The 15,635-nt window shown below is 42.8% G+C and carries 12 protein-coding genes; 9 read left to right on the top strand and 3 right to left on the bottom strand.

What is annotated here, in order from left to right; genetic code table 11:
- Positions 1-950 (bottom strand): OB-fold nucleic acid binding domain-containing protein (locus ACRCZA_RS00760; RefSeq protein WP_438672581.1); only part of this gene is annotated, 950 nt, incomplete at its 3' end.
- Positions 951-1,466: 516 nt separating this feature from the next.
- On the opposite strand from ACRCZA_RS00760, the gene ACRCZA_RS00755 reads away from it, so the two are divergent.
- From ACRCZA_RS00755 to ACRCZA_RS00725, 7 genes are all read left to right on the top strand, one after another.
- Positions 1,467-2,132, top strand: coding sequence for a TorD/DmsD family molecular chaperone (locus tag ACRCZA_RS00755; protein WP_438672580.1), 666 nt, complete (start codon positions 1,467-1,469; stop codon positions 2,130-2,132).
- 15 nt (positions 2,133-2,147) lie between these two features.
- On the top strand, positions 2,148-2,615 hold the full coding sequence (locus ACRCZA_RS00750; RefSeq protein ID WP_438672579.1) for a hypothetical protein: 468 nt from the start codon (positions 2,148-2,150) through the stop codon (positions 2,613-2,615).
- 67 nt (positions 2,616-2,682) lie between these two features.
- Complete coding sequence (locus tag ACRCZA_RS00745; protein ID WP_438672578.1) at positions 2,683-3,597, top strand: DmsE family decaheme c-type cytochrome; 915 nt, start codon at positions 2,683-2,685, stop codon at positions 3,595-3,597.
- 11 nt (positions 3,598-3,608) lie between these two features.
- Complete coding sequence (locus ACRCZA_RS00740; protein WP_438672577.1) at positions 3,609-5,579, top strand: MtrB/PioB family decaheme-associated outer membrane protein; 1,971 nt, start codon at positions 3,609-3,611, stop codon at positions 5,577-5,579.
- Between the two features lie 18 nt (positions 5,580-5,597).
- Positions 5,598-8,186 carry a molybdopterin-dependent oxidoreductase gene (locus ACRCZA_RS00735; protein ID WP_438672576.1) on the top strand — a complete coding sequence of 863 codons (2,589 nt, stop codon included), beginning with the start codon at positions 5,598-5,600 and terminating at the stop codon, positions 8,184-8,186.
- 18 nt (positions 8,187-8,204) lie between these two features.
- Positions 8,205-8,822, top strand: coding sequence for a DMSO/selenate family reductase complex B subunit (locus tag ACRCZA_RS00730; RefSeq protein ID WP_144345499.1), 618 nt, complete (start codon positions 8,205-8,207; stop codon positions 8,820-8,822).
- Positions 8,823-9,120: 298 nt separating this feature from the next.
- Positions 9,121-11,142, top strand: a complete 2,022-nt coding sequence (locus tag ACRCZA_RS00725; RefSeq protein WP_438672575.1) for a hypothetical protein — start codon at positions 9,121-9,123, stop codon at positions 11,140-11,142.
- Positions 11,143-11,235: 93 nt separating this feature from the next.
- Here ACRCZA_RS00725 and ACRCZA_RS00720 read toward each other — a convergent pair whose 3' ends face one another.
- Positions 11,236-11,949 (bottom strand): Crp/Fnr family transcriptional regulator, encoded by a 714-nt coding sequence (locus tag ACRCZA_RS00720; RefSeq protein ID WP_438672574.1) that lies wholly within the window; start codon positions 11,947-11,949, stop codon positions 11,236-11,238.
- A gap of 246 nt (positions 11,950-12,195) precedes the next feature.
- Here ACRCZA_RS00720 and ACRCZA_RS00715 point away from each other — a divergent pair, with 246 nt between their 5' ends.
- Together ACRCZA_RS00715 and ACRCZA_RS00710 are read left to right on the top strand one after the other, a co-directional pair.
- Complete coding sequence (locus ACRCZA_RS00715) at positions 12,196-12,600, top strand: YkgJ family cysteine cluster protein (protein WP_438672573.1); 405 nt, start codon at positions 12,196-12,198, stop codon at positions 12,598-12,600.
- A 656-nt stretch (positions 12,601-13,256) separates the two neighbouring features.
- Positions 13,257-14,573 (top strand): hemolysin family protein, encoded by a 1,317-nt coding sequence (locus tag ACRCZA_RS00710; protein WP_438672572.1) that lies wholly within the window; start codon positions 13,257-13,259, stop codon positions 14,571-14,573.
- Between the two features lie 40 nt (positions 14,574-14,613).
- Here the strand turns inward: ACRCZA_RS00710 and ilvY are convergent, their stop codons facing one another.
- Positions 14,614-15,486, bottom strand: a complete 873-nt coding sequence (gene ilvY / locus ACRCZA_RS00705; RefSeq protein WP_438672571.1) for an HTH-type transcriptional activator IlvY — start codon at positions 15,484-15,486, stop codon at positions 14,614-14,616.
- Positions 15,487-15,635: the final 149 nt, after the last annotated feature.

Genomic DNA, 15,635 nt, shown 5'->3' with positions numbered 1-15,635 from the left:
ATCGCTTGCAGGGCGGCGAGGGCAGCGACTAAGGTTTTACCAGAGCCAACATCGCCCTGCACTAAGCGCATCATGGGGTGCGGTTGCGCTAAATCTTTACCTATCTCGGCAACAACCCGTTGCTGCGCGCCCGTGGGGTTAAAGGGGAGCGAGGCGAGAAAAGGGTTTAGTAATTGCCCGGTGGCATGCATGGTCACGGCGGCGTCTACATTACTGCGTTGTCTAAGGCGCAGCATGCTCAGGTTGTGGGCGAGCAATTCTTCTTGGACCAGTCGTTGTTGGGCGGGATGTTGACCCTGTGCTAAATCAAATTGTGCAATCCCCGCATGGGGGCGATGCAGGGTTTGCAGCGCCTGTTTTAGGCTCATATTGTTTGGCTGCAAATGGGTGGGCAATAGCTCGGCCAAGCCGCCATCTTCTAATAATTCGAGCGCCTGCTCGGTGAGCTTAATCCAACTCGCCTGTTTTAAGCCCTCGGTGGTGGGATAAATCGGCGTGAGTGTATCGCTTAGGTGAATATCCTCACCCGGATAGACGATTTTATATTCGGGATGCACGATTTCCGCTTGATGATTGCCGCGGCGAATTTCGCCATAGGCGCGGATCATTAAGCCGTTTTGCATCGCATTGCGCTGCGCCATCGAAAAGTTAAAAAAGCGCAGACTCATGCTGCCCGTATGGTCACGCACATTGCAGACTAGCATGCGTTTACGGCCTTGAAGGATTTGAGTCGACTGGATTTGCGCCTCAATGGTGCCGTAATTTCCGGGCGTAAGTGCGGCGATGGGGTAGATTTGCGTGCGGTCTTCGTAGCGCAGGGGTAAGTGAAACAGCAGATCTTGTACTGTTGTGATGCCGAGTTTGGCGAGTTTTTCCGCGACCTTTTTGGCAACGCCCTTAAGATCGGTGATCGGAACAAGATCCAATTGCTGCAAGTCGTTAGCACTCAATCACTGTGAATTTATACATATACTAACAGAGAATAAACGTAAGGCAATCTTGGGCTGATGCACCTAAGACTTGCGCCAGCCGCTTAACCCCAAGTAACGACAGCGGCTCGCGTATTCATGCATTGCTGCAGATATTTTTTGGGGTCATCACTTATTTGAGATTCCCATAAGGTTTTAATGTTACAAAGGCTAACAATCGCGAGATGAAGAGTGCCCATGATTAACGAGGATAAAACAAATTACAATATTCCAACTTGCTAAGAAAGGTAACGCTTATATTAATTTAAATAAGTATTTTAAATTAAGGACATGCAATATTAGCTGAATATAAATTCCGCATTAATGATTACCTGACAATGGTCACAAAACCGGACTTTATCTCATGAAATGTAAATAGGATTACAAACTGTATTCAGGGCATGGGTTAATTTGGGTTTGTAGCGTGCTGAGATGTTATCGCCCTGTGATTAAATTGGCGATATTCATAATTTATTTAAAAGTAACCGTAGGGTAATCATGATGAAAGAAACCACATTTGACTATGAGCTCTTTGCAGGTACAGGGTCAATGCTTGGGTCATTAATTTATAATTATCCTAATGATATCGAGCTTATTAATCAGCTTAAAACGGATGAATTTGCTCAAGCATGGCCACGCTTTGATAACAGTACTCTCGAAGAAACATCTATCTCAAAATTAGATAGTTATCTAAATGCTTGGCAAGCAACCGATGCCGAATTGACGGAGTTACAATTAGACTTTGGTCAGTTATTTATTGGCCCTAACAGCCTTAAAGCGGTGCCGTGGGGATCATTTTATCTGTCCAGCACAAGGCTGCTAAATGATAAAAGTACATTAGAGTTATCCAAGTTTTATGACAGTGTTGGGATTAAACTTGAGTGCCGAGCAAATGAGCCTATTGATCATTTTGCATTCTTTATGCAAACACTAGGGTATATGGTAAATAATTTACATGATGATATGAATTACCTGCAAAATGTGCGTCATATCGACATTTTACTAAAAGAGCATTTATTGCCTTGGTCTGATCAATTTTTGAATAATTTACTGGCTGCTGCCAGCACTGATTTTTATCAGGCCATTGCCGGACTTTCCAAAGTCTATCTTGATAATTTAACCATGGTGATAGAACGCATCATGATGGCAAACAATCTAAAATAACATTGGGTCAATTTGATGAGTTTATTGTCCACAGTGAATGTTCAATATGCTAAGTCAATACTCTCTAATCGATTATCAATTAGCATATGTGCCCATCCGGAGATTGTTGATCTTTTTAAAGGGGCGACGACGATAGCGAGTATTAGCAGTCTCATTTCCATGTCGGTATTTAATGAAATGGATAGCGCTAGATTGGATGAATTAATTCAATCGCCAGATATGCCCCTGGATGATGAAAGTTTTACCCAGTGTTTACTGTTTGTTGCTAATGATGTTGTAAATACTGTGTTGATAACCGCAAAGATTGAACAAGCACAGCAGTTGATTATTTCAATGATCAATGTTTGGTTAGAAATTAATAAGCAAGGAGCTGTAACCGGTCAAACAACTAACCTGTATCAAGCATTGTTAGTTGCGTCGGATGTATTTGCACAGATTAATAAAAACGTATCATCCTCAGTCAAAAATATGCTTTCAAAATAACCCATGTAAACGGGGTTGTTTGTTGCTATGTTTGGTAAAAAAATCAATATTGGGATTGTATTTTAATATGAAAAAAATACTTTTAGTACAGCTATTATTTATTAGCGCTTTTTGCCTGCCATCGCTTACCTTTGCAGCAGAAAACCTAGAGTCATTATTAATTAAGAAGTTTGAAGAGAAGCAATACTCTAAGAGTGGTGCAGATACCTGCCTCACCTGCCATAAAAAAGATGAAAAGGTGAGCAGTTTTTTAAATTCAGCCCATGGCGTATCCAATCAAAAAGGGCCGATGGCAGGGTTACAGTGTGAAACCTGTCACGGGCCACAGGGTAAGCATCGTGGTAAAAATGAACCAATGATCACCTTTGGTGAGCAAGGAAATATTGATATTAATAAACAAAATGGTATTTGTTTATCTTGTCATAAAAATGAGATGCAAAGTGATTGGCATAATGCAGCTCATCAGCAACAAGCTTGCAGTAGTTGCCATAATATTCACGCAGAGGTGGATCCTATATTGGCAAACGCAGTAAGCCAAAATAAAGTGTGTGCCGATTGCCATCAAGCAGAAAGTCATCAGACATTAATGCGTTCATCACACCCGCTAACAAATGGGCAGATGACATGTACTGCATGTCATGGAGCACATGGCACAATTAATGATGTTGATTTGATAAAAAATAATATTAACCAAACCTGTTATACCTGCCATGCGGATAAAAGAGGGCCACTGCTTTGGGAGCATGCCCCCGTCGTTGATGATTGCACCCATTGCCATAATGCTCACGGAAGTGTGAATGACAATTTATTAAAGACCAGAGCGCCATTGTTATGTCAGCAATGCCATAACGGTAATCCCCATGCTGCTGTGGATCAAGGCATTGTCGGCACGAATGTATTTAATAGTTCAGGTAGTTGTTTAAATTGCCACAATCAAATACACGGTTCAAATCATCCTTCTGGCAATAAGTTACTGAAGTAATGGAGTGAGTAATGAAGTTAAGTAAAACGACAATTGCTTTAGCGATGGCAGGATTTTGCTTTCAGGCATATGCGCTTGACACGACATTTGTGAATAAAGAACCGCAATTAGTTGATATTAAAAATTGGACATGTAAACAATGTTCAGAAAAAACGATGTCAGGCAATATGCAAGTTGGTATTGCCCATACCGATAGTGACAATAAGCGTACACTTAATAGTTTGGGGACGACAGCTGGCCTTGATGCACTTGTTGATGCGAATGTCAAAATGCGCGCAGGTAGTCAGCAACTGCATGCTAAAGCCTATATGACAGATCCGAATATAGCCTATGGTCAGGTCAGTATTGGTGAATATGGCTTATATCGTGCGAGTGTCTTTGGATCTACAAAATTCCAACAAGATGCGAACAATGCTTATTCGGCTCAATACATCGATCAGAATGGGTTGATCACAAATAAAGCTTATCGTGATGATTTATACAAACAAAGGGATGAGTTTGGTTTTAAAGTTGACCTAGAGTTCAATTTGTTTGATTTGAATGTGTTTAATGGTATTACCTATAAGTATGACAATGCCTATGGCAACAAGGCTCTCGGTCTTTTACAGCGGCAAGCACCTTTACAGCAAAAAGTTCAGAATATCATTAAACCCTATGATACAGAAACGAATACCCTAGATGCCTTTGTGGGATTGTCTGGTGATCAATGGCAATTAAAGCTTGATTACAGCGGTTCCTTATTTAGTAATTCAATTGATGCTATAACTGATTTTAATGGAAATCAGTTATATGCCGATGCGCCTGATAATGAAAGTCATCAATTGGCAGTAAGCGGTTTTATGCATCTAGATAACACTTTATTAGCGATGAATGTTGCAAGAGGTGTTCAGCAGCAAGATGATGACCTGCTTTATCATAACGACAGTGATTATTTAGCTTGGAATGGTAAAGTTGAACTGAGCAACAATCACCTCTCAATTGATCATAGGTTCAATACTCAATGGAAGGTTAAAGGTGCTTTTGAGTCGAGCTCCAGAGAGCATTCAGGCGCGCGTTACCAATTAGGTGACTATGGGCAAGTTACGCGATTGCTGGATAAGGAAATTAATAAATACAATCTGAGTACTCAGTATCAGTTTAATCGTGAACTGAAGTCTGAAGTAGGCTTCGAATTAAAAAATACTGTACGCCAAGATCAAGAGCGTGAAGAGGTTGATGAAAACCAGTTTTGGGTAAAGGCTGATTATCGATTCAACCCTAATCTTAAGTTAAATGCAAAATTGAGTTATCTGCAACGTGATGGTTCGGCCTACGAGGCCAATCAACTCACCTCAGAGAGTAGCAATGCTATTATCAGGAAGTATTACTTGGCTGATATGGAGGGGATTGCATTTAACTTCGGTGCAAATTACACCTATCAGTTTTTGGATTTGGGTGTCAAAACCCAATACAAATATAATGACTATATACATACTCGCTTAGGATTGACTGAAAGCACCAGTATCGGGGTGGATGTATATTCAAATATAACGGTAAATAATCAGCTCAGAATTTATGCCAATGCAGGTGTTGAGCAAATTGATAATAACCAAAGCAGCGGTTTTGAAAGTGACCTAAATTGGTTAGCAGATACTCAAGACTCTTTTGTCTATGTTGGTGCGGGTGCCATATATCAAGAGTTATTTGATTTGCCGTTAAGCATTAATATGGATTATCGCTATAGTGAATCAGATAGTCAGAGCCGAATTCAACAGCGAGCGTCTGCTGATTATTTTAATTTTACGCATCAGTTTGATATTAGTTTAAATTATGAATTATCAAAGTCAGATAGCCTCTCATTGAGTTATCGTTATGAACGTTACTTTGATACTGATGCCGCGAATGTCGATATTGATGCTATTTTGGGTTTAACCACCCTGGGATTAATGGATAATAACTTTAATGCCCATCAAGTCAGTTTCTTATATAAGAAAAGCTTTTAAATTTAGGGGATGATTATAATGAAAAGACGTGCATTTTTGAAAATGTCGGCCTCATGTGCGGCAGCGGCTACCGTTGTGGGTTGTGGTTCTGATAAAAATCCAGTATTAAAGCCAGAGGTATCGCCTGAGCAGGTGCCAGAAATATCCAAGCTTTCAGCATGTATTGGTAACTGTTTTCAGACTTGTCCATTAAGAGTTTATAGTCGCAATGGCATTATTACACGAATTGAATCTGAAAGTGGTGGTGATATCAATTTTGTGGATAACTGGAGTGTCGATGGTGCTCATCATGAAATTCGCCCTTGTTTAAAAGGTCGTGCACAAAAACAAAAGGCTTATAGTGCCGATCGTGTAAAATATCCAATGAAGCGTGTTGGACCAAGAGGCAGTGGCCAATATGTCCGCATTAGTTGGGATGAAGCTATTAATACCGTTGCCCAAGAGTTATCCACTAAGATTGCTACTTATGGTGCACAATCCATTTATTTACCCGTAGCAACCGGAGATTATGATTATCAAGTCGATGGCATGTATGCGGCAATGATGTTCTTGCATGAAATAACCAAGAAGAAAATTCCACTTTATATTCCAGAGATGGATTTTACGATGGAGTTAGATGCATCTGGCTATCTCATGTATCACGATAGTTATTCGGCCGCGCAGATGAAAGATGCGGTAAAGAGCACCTTTGGTTGGGACGATCTGTGGGGAACGGGGAATACCTTACTCGATGTCAAAAATGGCACCGATTTGATGATTTGTTTTGGTTATAACCCGATGGAAAGTCGGATGGGCGGCGCGGGCTCTGCTTACGATTACACCAATCTGAAGCGTCAATTTGGATTTAAGACCATTTATATCGAACCGCGTTATACCGATACTATGGTGGTTTGTGATGATCAGTGGGTTCCTATTCGCCCGGGTACCGATGCTGCGCTTGCTGAAGCAATTGCCTATGTATGGATTGCTGAGATGGATGAAGCGCCGCTGGATATGGCATTTTTGCAAAGTAAAGTTTATGGCTATGGCGCAGAAGCGGCTTTCGATCATTATCCTGAGTTGCCATTAGCAAAAAGTTATAAGGGGCATATTTTAGGGCTAGATGATGGCCAAGCTAAAACACCCGAATGGGCAGCAGCAATTACGGGTATTCCTGTCGATACCATTCGAGCGCTAGCCAGTGAAATTGCGGCGGCAAAAACACCGTTCTTTATTCAAGGCTGGGGTATTCAGCGTGCTCAAAATGGTGAAAATGCGGCCCGTTCATTATTTATGTTACCCATTTTGCTGGGTAAGGTTGGCGATAAAGGCACCAATTTCTGCTCTGTACCTGGCGCAAAAACTTACGCCAAGCCGATTGTTGCAGGGATGGAAGCAGACAGTGTCGGTAATAGTGTGGGGTCAGCTGTCATTAATGGTACCGAATTTACCATTCCTGGCTATAAATGGTTAGAAGGGGTTCAGCGTCCACTTAATTCACGGGATGATGGTTTGCGACACATGCTCGGAGAAGAGCAGGCAAAGGATCACGATAATATTCTCGAGTTGAAAAATCCGATTAAGTTTATTTTTGGTAATGCCTGTGGTACGACATTAAATCAAACTGCAGATATTAATCATACTTTAGATATTCTTAATAATGCGCCTGAAGCTCAGGATCTGTTCATTTTAGCGATAGATCATATGTTTTCTCCGAGTGCAAAAATGGCGGATATCATTTTACCTTGTATTACTAACTTAGAAAATTCCGATATTGTGACGAATAAGTTAGATCATGATTCAGGAATGATGGTGTATTCCTATGTGTTTGAACGTGCTATTGAACCTATGTATGAAGCCAAAAGTACTTGGGAGATTTGTCGATTATTAGCGGCACGAATGGGTGTTGAGCACTCTTATGCTCGCTTAAAAACGCAAGATGAATGGGTTAAATGGAGTTTTGAGCATTACGCTAAAAAAGTGCCTAATTTATATAATCCAGAAGATACCTATGAGTCGGTATTAGGCCGCAGTCCTGTGCGTCGTATTGCCTCTGAAAATCCATTATTTAAAGGGTTGCGTGAATTTAAATATGGTGGCGCAACCTTGAATACACCTTCTAAAAAAATTGAGGCTTATTCTTTAACATTATTAAATCGCACCCGATTTGAAAAGTTTGAAGAAACAGAGACCAGCTTTATTGGGAAATATATTCCGGCAACTGAAGGTGCTGAGGATAATGAGTTTGCCGCAGAATATCCGTTCCAGTTGATAAGTTGGCATCATAAGGGGCGGGTGCATTCAACTCATGCTAATTATCCTTGGTTAAAAGAAGCCAATGATCAAGTGGCGTGGATTAATCCACTTGATGCGCAGCGCTATGGTGTCGTTAACGGCAAAAAAATGACCTTGACCAATCCTCGCGATGCAAAAATGGTGATCACCGCCAAAGTCACTACGCGAGTCATGCCCGGCGTGATTGCCATGGGGCATGGGGCATGGCATCAACCGGATGCGAATGGGGTCGATCATGGTGGCAGTGTCAACGTGCTCGTTAGCCGCAAAGCTAGCCCGACAGCGCGTGGGATCCCCGCCAATACTGCGCGTATCAGAATTGTTCAGGCTTAATTGAGAGAGATATTGATCATGCAAGAACCAACCCAATACGGTTTTTATGTCGATACCACTAAGTGCAGTGGTTGCAAAACGTGTCAAGTGGCCTGTAAGGATCGCAGTGATATCGAGGTCGGTAAACAATGGCGCCGCACTTATGAATATTGCGGTGGCAGTTGGACGGAAGGAGAGCAAGGCACTTATCATCAGGATGTTTTTGCCTATTATATTTCAATAAGTTGTAACCATTGTAGCAATCCGGTGTGTGTTAAAGCTTGTCCTACGGGAGCGATGTATAAAGAGCGCAGCACCGGCTTAGTGAAAGTGAATCAAGATTTGTGTATTGGGTGCGAAAGCTGTGCTCGCGCCTGTCCTTATGATGCGCCGCAGATCGATCCACAGCGTAAAGTGATGACTAAGTGTGATGGTTGCAGCGACCGTGTTGCTAAGGGCCTCAAACCAAGTTGTGTGATGTCCTGCCCGCAGCGCGCCTTAGATTTTGCATTAATTGATGAGTTAAAGCAGCAGTATGGCAATGATAGCGATATATCAGGTTTGCCATCATCTTCTATTACTCACCCCAATTTAGTGTTAAAGGTGCATGCTAAATCAGGGCAGCGTGGTGACATTATTAACATCACAGAAGTGTAATAATTGTAAAAAAAATGGATAGCGCTAAAGCCCGCTATCCATATTAACTCAGTAAAACTTTTATAATGTGTTCAACACAAAATTTTTATCAACGTATATAGAGTAGAATTATTTAATCCGCTTCGCATTGTTAATAAAACTTAACTGTGATGTGACTTTTATTGTTTGCACAATATGATTGTTAGCATAAGTCACGTATCAAATTAGTGGCTATATCAATAGCTGCTAAATGAAGATGTAATTAAAGAATCAGTTTTATAAAAAATACCAACTCACAACCTTAAATAGGATGGATTTGATGAAAGTATCTAAAATTGCCAACTTAGTTGGATTAGCCGTAATTGGTACGACGTTAATCGCATGTTCTAATAATGATGATAAAAAGCCAACTCCACCGCTGGAAACTAATTATAAATATGCAAGAACCGCCATCGCTCCGGTAGATGAGATTTATTATGGTCGAGCGCATGTGAAGAATGAATTTGCGCCCTATCAAGGATTAACCGATGAAGATGCTGAAAATGATCTGTTGCCTGCAAAGGCTCGTCGTAATGCCGCTTACGCATGGGGAGTCGCAGAATATGGTAATGAAGTGTGGTTTGGCAGTCTAAATAACGGCTGGTGCGGCTGGATGATGAAGCATCTTAAGCTGCCTATCTATAGCACGGCATTTGATTCAGAGATTCAAGCCTGTAACTTAGTTGATATTAGCCGCCCTGGGCAGTTATATATTTATGATGTGGCTAAAGGAAAAACAGAGGTCATTGATCCAAGCAAATTTAATAATGCTGCAGGCCAAAATTACGCTCACGATATTGCAACAGGCCCAACGGCCATAAAAGATGGTCAATATGTGGGTGAGGAAACTAAAACCTACGGTTTCCGCTCTGCAGGTCAATTTGATGGCATCGTGTTTTTTGTGGGACATGCCAATTTAAGTCAAGATGCCGAAAGTGATGCTGCTGAAGGCTTTTTACGGTTATTTGCCTTTAACGCAGAAACGCGTACCTATTTAGGTAAGGCGGATTTCCCTTATGATTCAGTTCGTCGTATGACCATCCTTAAACACCCTGATGGTAGTCAGGCCCTGTATACCTTTATGGGACCAGATACTTCATTAGGTCAAGCTGGGACAGCTGGCACCGTGGGATTACGCTGGGTGGGGACCAAAGAAGCGCCATTAACCGGTGGCGATCTACATGGTTTTGAAGTAGTTACAACAGCAGATTTTAACTATGAAGGCTTACCGGGTGAATTTGTGCAAACACCCGATGAAAAAGGCAGTTCACGATTAGTGGTTACAACCTGGGCTCACCCTAAATTGGGTAAGGCTGAAGGTTATCAAGGTGGCAGAATGTTGGCATCTAACCCTATGCCACAGAATGGTTTTAGTAAGGCAGACCCCATTAACTTTGAGATGATTTTCTCAACTGATGACTATGAAGTGGATGCAAACATTGCTAAAGGTTACGAAATGGGCGCAATGACTATGCATAATGGTTATCTCTATTTCGGCACTATGCACGTGGGTCACTCCGGTGGTTATGATAAGGTCAAGCAAGCCTTCCCTGATGCCTTCCCCGCCGTTGGCGATGGTGAATTCTCTAAAACAGAGAAAGAATTATCGATTAATTCATGGAGAGCCTCCTCTTTGTTTAGAATGAAGATGGATAAGTTTTTGACTCCTGAGCAGTTTAAGCCTGAGTTGCTTTATGGCTATGACAAAATGTGGACCTTTGATGGTAATGTGTGGGCCGAAAAGCCAAATAAACTGGGTTTAAGCCCTAAATTTGGCCCAGCAGGTTGGGGCGAGCCGTTAAACGTCTATGCTTGGACGGCTGTGACTCACAATGACAAAGTGTATTTTGGTAGTTTTGATTTAGGCAGTGGGATCCGCGATTATTATGATCTCGTCCGGGGCGTACAAACTCCACAAGCCGATGAACGTATGCAAGGATTAGAAACTAAGCAGCCCGATGCATTCTGTATGGCGCCTAATACCTGTATTGGTGTAGATATGATTGTTTCAGGCAAGTCTTGGTTTGATGTTGCGGTTAATAATCCGATGTTTTATATCTATGAATGGGCAATGAAGCAGCCTGGGGCGGCGAATAAATCTGGAGCCGATCTTATCGTGTTTGAAGATTTAGACAATCCTGCCAAAGTGATCACATATAATGGTTTTGGTAACAGCGGTAATAATGGTATTCGTAATGCCTCTATTATCGATGGTGAGCTGTATTTTGGCACATCAACCTATTCGAATTTGGGCAGCAATGCCGGATTTGAATTTTATAAAGTGACCGAAGAGCAAAAGTAACTAATAAAAAGTAACCCAAAAAACGGCCAAGCAACAACGTTGCTTGGCCGTTTTTTATACCTGTCAGCGGTATAAATTTTTTTGAGTGAGTAATTAGAAACCTTTGAGTTTTTCAGTAAAGTATGACGAGATATCAATTGATAACTCTGCTTTTAAGGCTGCAATGTTTAAAAGAGTAATTTTCTTATACTCCGTTTTTATGATGCCTTTATGTTCTAAATCATGAATAAAGCTACTGTAGAACTGCCGAGTCACCCCAACGTGATTACACATAATTTGTTGACCAACAGAATAGCTTGGTTCTTTATTTTTGACATCCACGGAGAACATTAAAATCATCGTGATGATAATATAGTCTCTTTTGCTCAGTAATGGGCGTAAATAACCGAGTTCAGTCATAAACAGCAGTTCTTGCATAAAAACATGGAGCAGAGCTTGTTTAAGTTGCCAGTTACTATCGAGCACTTGTTTCAATAGCGAGGGATTCCAGTAGATGATCGATGCATCTTCTAGACAGATGTAGTCGCAACGACTGGCATTGATAAAATCAGGGAAAGAGGTAAAGACAAAAGTATTATTCGTTTTGTTTGATGAAATTATTTCAAGTCCTTCACCAAAATTATGGCGAGTGATCATTGTGCCGCTGGCAAGATAACAAATACCCTTTGAGCTTCCTGTGGCACAAAACACATCACCCTCATTCAGTTTTTTGATCTGAATAGCATTTAATAAAATGGATAATTCATGTTCGGTCGCGCCAAAATAGGTCAACTTCTCGGTTAAGTCTTGTTTTGCCTTAATGATCACGCTTTTCTCTATTATAAGTGCTTATAAATGCGGCTATTATACATGGGGTTTAGGATAATAGATTGACTCTAATCACGGATTCAAAACTGGTGGAGCATAGGCCGTTGATCACTGTTGTCTTGTCAGCATAATCAATTTTATATTATTTCTTGTTATTAAAGGTGTTTATAAAAGGTATACTGCTTTGCTTCTGTTTTATGCCTGCTATAATTTCAGCCCTTTAATATTCAAATGTTGGGTTTTAGGGTGGCAAAACGCAGTAAAAATACCGTGACGGTTTTTAATATTGATGATTTATCCACGTGGCAAAAGTACCGCAAAGGCTTGTGTGATACCTGTTACGGGACCTGCTGCACCTTGCCGGTTGAGGTGAGCGTCAGTGATTTAGTGCGTATGGGGTTGGTTGATGAGTTCGAAGCCAGTGGCGATCTCAAGGCTATCGCTAAGCGTTTGCAAAAAGCCCGTATTGTTGCGCAATTTAATCATAAAACCAGCATTTTTACCTTGGCGCGCATGGCCAATGATGATTGTTTATACCTTGATGGTCACACTCGCCGTTGTACGATTTACCCTCTGCGCCCTGAAACCTGTCGTAATCATCCGCAGATTGGGCCGCGGCCTCATTTTTGCCCCTATCGGTTACGCTCATAGGTATGGCGCGTTCGCGTAACTGTATGATGGCTAAGCTAAGGCCATGGTGCGGATAAAAATAATTCACCTTGGCAGCATAACAATGGGCAGATGGGATATAATTGCTAGCCAATTGATGCCTAAATGCTGCTTTGTCCGTGGTATTGATGCAGGGTTTTAGATAGTAATTTATATTAAAATCAAAATTATACACATAGTTACTTGCCCTTTTAGCCTGTAGTGTTCGGCGTTCAAACTAAAGCGTTTTATCGCCCTTAACCTGAGGTCTCTATCGACCTTAAGCCGTTAAATCAGCCCACTTGACCTGATGGCCCATTCGGACCTCTTGCGTTTGCTTAAGGTTGTTGGATGGCGGCTAATACCTACTATTCAGTACCTTAAGCACTCAGTGGCCATTGAGATGTTCTATACTGGTGCGATGTTATTGAGCTGGTTGGTGCTGGGGTTATTGAGGTGGTTTACGCGTTGCGATCGCGGCGGTATCGGTTGTGTATCGGTTGTAAAGATAAGCAGGGTAAGGGCCAATCTCAGAGGATTGGCAAGATCAGGGGCCGGATCTGTGTAATGACAGAGTGGTTCCATAGCGTAAATTTAACTGATACGCGTCTCGGCGCGTGTTGGTCCTAGATAGTCCGGTGTTAAACAAAAGGTGTTACATGAGTCTCTTTGATAACGTGATGATTATATTGTGCTTAATTGGCACAAGTTGTTTTTTTTCGATGTCAGAAATTGCTCTGGCAGCATCGCGAAAAATGCGGTTACGTCAGCTGGCCGATGAGGGTGATGCGCGCGCTGAAAAGGTGTTGGAGTTGCAGGCGCACCCGGGGAGTTTTTTTACCGTGGTGCAAATTGGCCTAAATGCCGTTGCGATCATGGGCGGTATTGTCGGTGAGTCGGCGTTTCGTCCTTATTTTCAGCAATTTCTAAGTTCTTGGTTAGCCGAACCTTGGTTGGGGCAGGTTAGCTTTGTGTTGTCATTTTTGCTGGTCACCAGTGCATTTATTTTGATCGCGGATCTAATGCCTAAGCGCATTGCGATGGCGATGCCCGAAGCGGTTGCTTTGGCTGTTGTTGGCCCGATGAGCGTGTGTATTGCGTTATTACGCCCTTTGGTATGGTTTTTTAACGGGATGGCGAGCGCCATTTTTAGGTTATTTCAAATTCCGACGGCGCGTAATGATGAAGTGACCTCCGATGATATTTATGCGGTGATGGATGCCGGGGCTGAAGCCGGGGTGTTGGATAAAGGCGAGCAGCAAATGATGGAGAATGTGTTTGAAATGCAAACTGTTTCAGTCACATCAGCCATGACCGCCCGCGAAAGTTTAGTGTACTTTTTACTGCAGGACAGTGAGGAAGACATCAAGCGTAAGATTGCCGAAGATCCTCACACTAAGTTTTTAGTTTGTGATGGTCAGCTCGATATGGTGAAGGGGTTTGTCGATGCCAAAGAGCTGCTGATTCGGGTGATCAATGGTGAGAAAATCACCTTAAAAGATAGCAGCTTAGTCCACACATCTTTAATCATTCCCGACACATTAAGCCTCTCTGAAGCGATGGAGTATTTTAAAAATAGCCGCGCCGATTTTGCTGTGGTGATGAACGAATACGCTCTTGTCTTAGGCATAGTGACCACCAATGATTTGCAGCGGGCGGTGATGGGCGCATGGTCGCTGCACGAGAGTGAGGAGCAGATTGTTTCTCGCGATAATAACTCTTGGTTGGTGGATGGCGTTACGCCGATCACCGATGTGATGCGCGCCTTTAATATTGAAGAATTTCCGCACAATCAAAACTACGAAACGATTGCCGGCTTTATGATGTATATGCTGCGCAAAATCCCTAAGCGTACTGACTTTGTTAACTATGCTGGTTACAAGTTTGAGGTCGTGGATATTGATGCCTACAAGGTCGATCAGCTCTTAGTGACTCGTATTGAGGCGAGTGAAAAAGCCGCCTCTGCGGATGCCTAGCATCACGCATTAAGCGCCAACGTCGGCGCAAATGCGGCCGTTAGATGACCTCTAAAAAGGCGTTGACTATAGGATCGGCAAGGCGTTTTAGTTTGCAGCAGCAGCCGAGTTCAAAGGGCGCAATGGTCATCGGTGATGGCAATAGTTGGATGCGATCCCGCACTGGGCTGTTATGGATCACCACCTCGGGGCTGATGCTCACGCCGCAGCCGAGTGCCACCATGGAGGCTATGGCCTCTTGCCCTGAGACTTGGGCGTAAATATTGGGGGTAATGCCTAGCTGTTTAAACCAATTATCGGCGCGGTGTCGACCCGGGCCATGGTCTGGAATAATAAAAGGCACACTTGCCCAATCGATTGAGGTTTGGCTCACTTGTTGCTGCACGGCGCAGCGAATGGTGGGGGCGATAAGCGATAGGGGGACATCCTCGATTTTGGCAAAGTGTAAATTGTTCGGAAACGGTTCGGGTAGGGCGGCGATGGCAATATCGGCGCGATGTTGCTGCACTTCAACAAGTGCGTTGGCCGCATCCCCCGTGGTGAGGGCGATTTCGACGAAGGGATGTTCTTGGCGAAAGCGATCTAATAATTGGGGTAAATGGCTGTAGGCGGCGGTGACCGAGCAGTACAGATTCAGTTTACCGCGCAGCACTTCCTGTTTGAGAGCGATGCTGTGTCTTAAGCCGTTCCACTGATGTAAGGTTTGTTCGGCAAAGACTTTAAACTCGCGCCCGGCATAGGTTAAGGTTACCCTGCGATTATCTCGCTCCAGTAATTGGGCATCGACCTCCTCCTCTAAGCGTTGTAGCGCCCGACTTAAGGTTGATGGGCTAACGTGCATCTGCTCGGCGGTTTTAGCAAAGTGTAAACTGTCGCAGAGATGTAGGTACAACTTGAGCGTGCGAATATCCATCCTGTTATCCTAGTATCCTGTGTTAAGCGAGTGTGTTGGCTTGGGCTGGGCGTTGTCGCCCTTCTACCTGCCCCGTCGCTATTGCGCGTAATGATGTGCGAATGAGTGAGTCGTACTTTACGCCATCTCTCATGACTTACGCCCTAGCA

The sequence above is a fragment of the Shewanella sp. genome (assembly GCF_051658185.1).
In the GTDB taxonomy this organism is placed as follows: Bacteria; Pseudomonadota; Gammaproteobacteria; order Enterobacterales; family Shewanellaceae; genus Shewanella.
This window is presented reverse-complemented; position numbering and strand designations above follow the sequence as displayed.

What these genes read in the sequence shown, in the direction of transcription:
- ACRCZA_RS00755 (WP_438672580.1), top strand. Translation starts at nt 1,467, where the DNA reads ATGATGAAAGAAACCACATTTGACTATGAGCTCTTTGCAGGTACAGGG.
- ACRCZA_RS00750 (WP_438672579.1), top strand. Translation starts at nt 2,148, where the DNA reads ATGAGTTTATTGTCCACAGTGAATGTTCAATATGCTAAGTCAATACTC.
- ACRCZA_RS00745 (WP_438672578.1), top strand. Translation starts at nt 2,683, where the DNA reads ATGAAAAAAATACTTTTAGTACAGCTATTATTTATTAGCGCTTTTTGC.
- ACRCZA_RS00740 (WP_438672577.1), top strand. Translation starts at nt 3,609, where the DNA reads ATGAAGTTAAGTAAAACGACAATTGCTTTAGCGATGGCAGGATTTTGC.
- ACRCZA_RS00735 (WP_438672576.1), top strand. Translation starts at nt 5,598, where the DNA reads ATGAAAAGACGTGCATTTTTGAAAATGTCGGCCTCATGTGCGGCAGCG.
- ACRCZA_RS00730 (WP_144345499.1), top strand. Translation starts at nt 8,205, where the DNA reads ATGCAAGAACCAACCCAATACGGTTTTTATGTCGATACCACTAAGTGC.
- ACRCZA_RS00725 (WP_438672575.1), top strand. Translation starts at nt 9,121, where the DNA reads ATGAAAGTATCTAAAATTGCCAACTTAGTTGGATTAGCCGTAATTGGT.
- ACRCZA_RS00710 (WP_438672572.1), top strand. Translation starts at nt 13,257, where the DNA reads ATGAGTCTCTTTGATAACGTGATGATTATATTGTGCTTAATTGGCACA.
- ilvY (WP_438672571.1), bottom strand. Translation starts at nt 15,486, where the DNA reads ATGGATATTCGCACGCTCAAGTTGTACCTACATCTCTGCGACAGTTTA.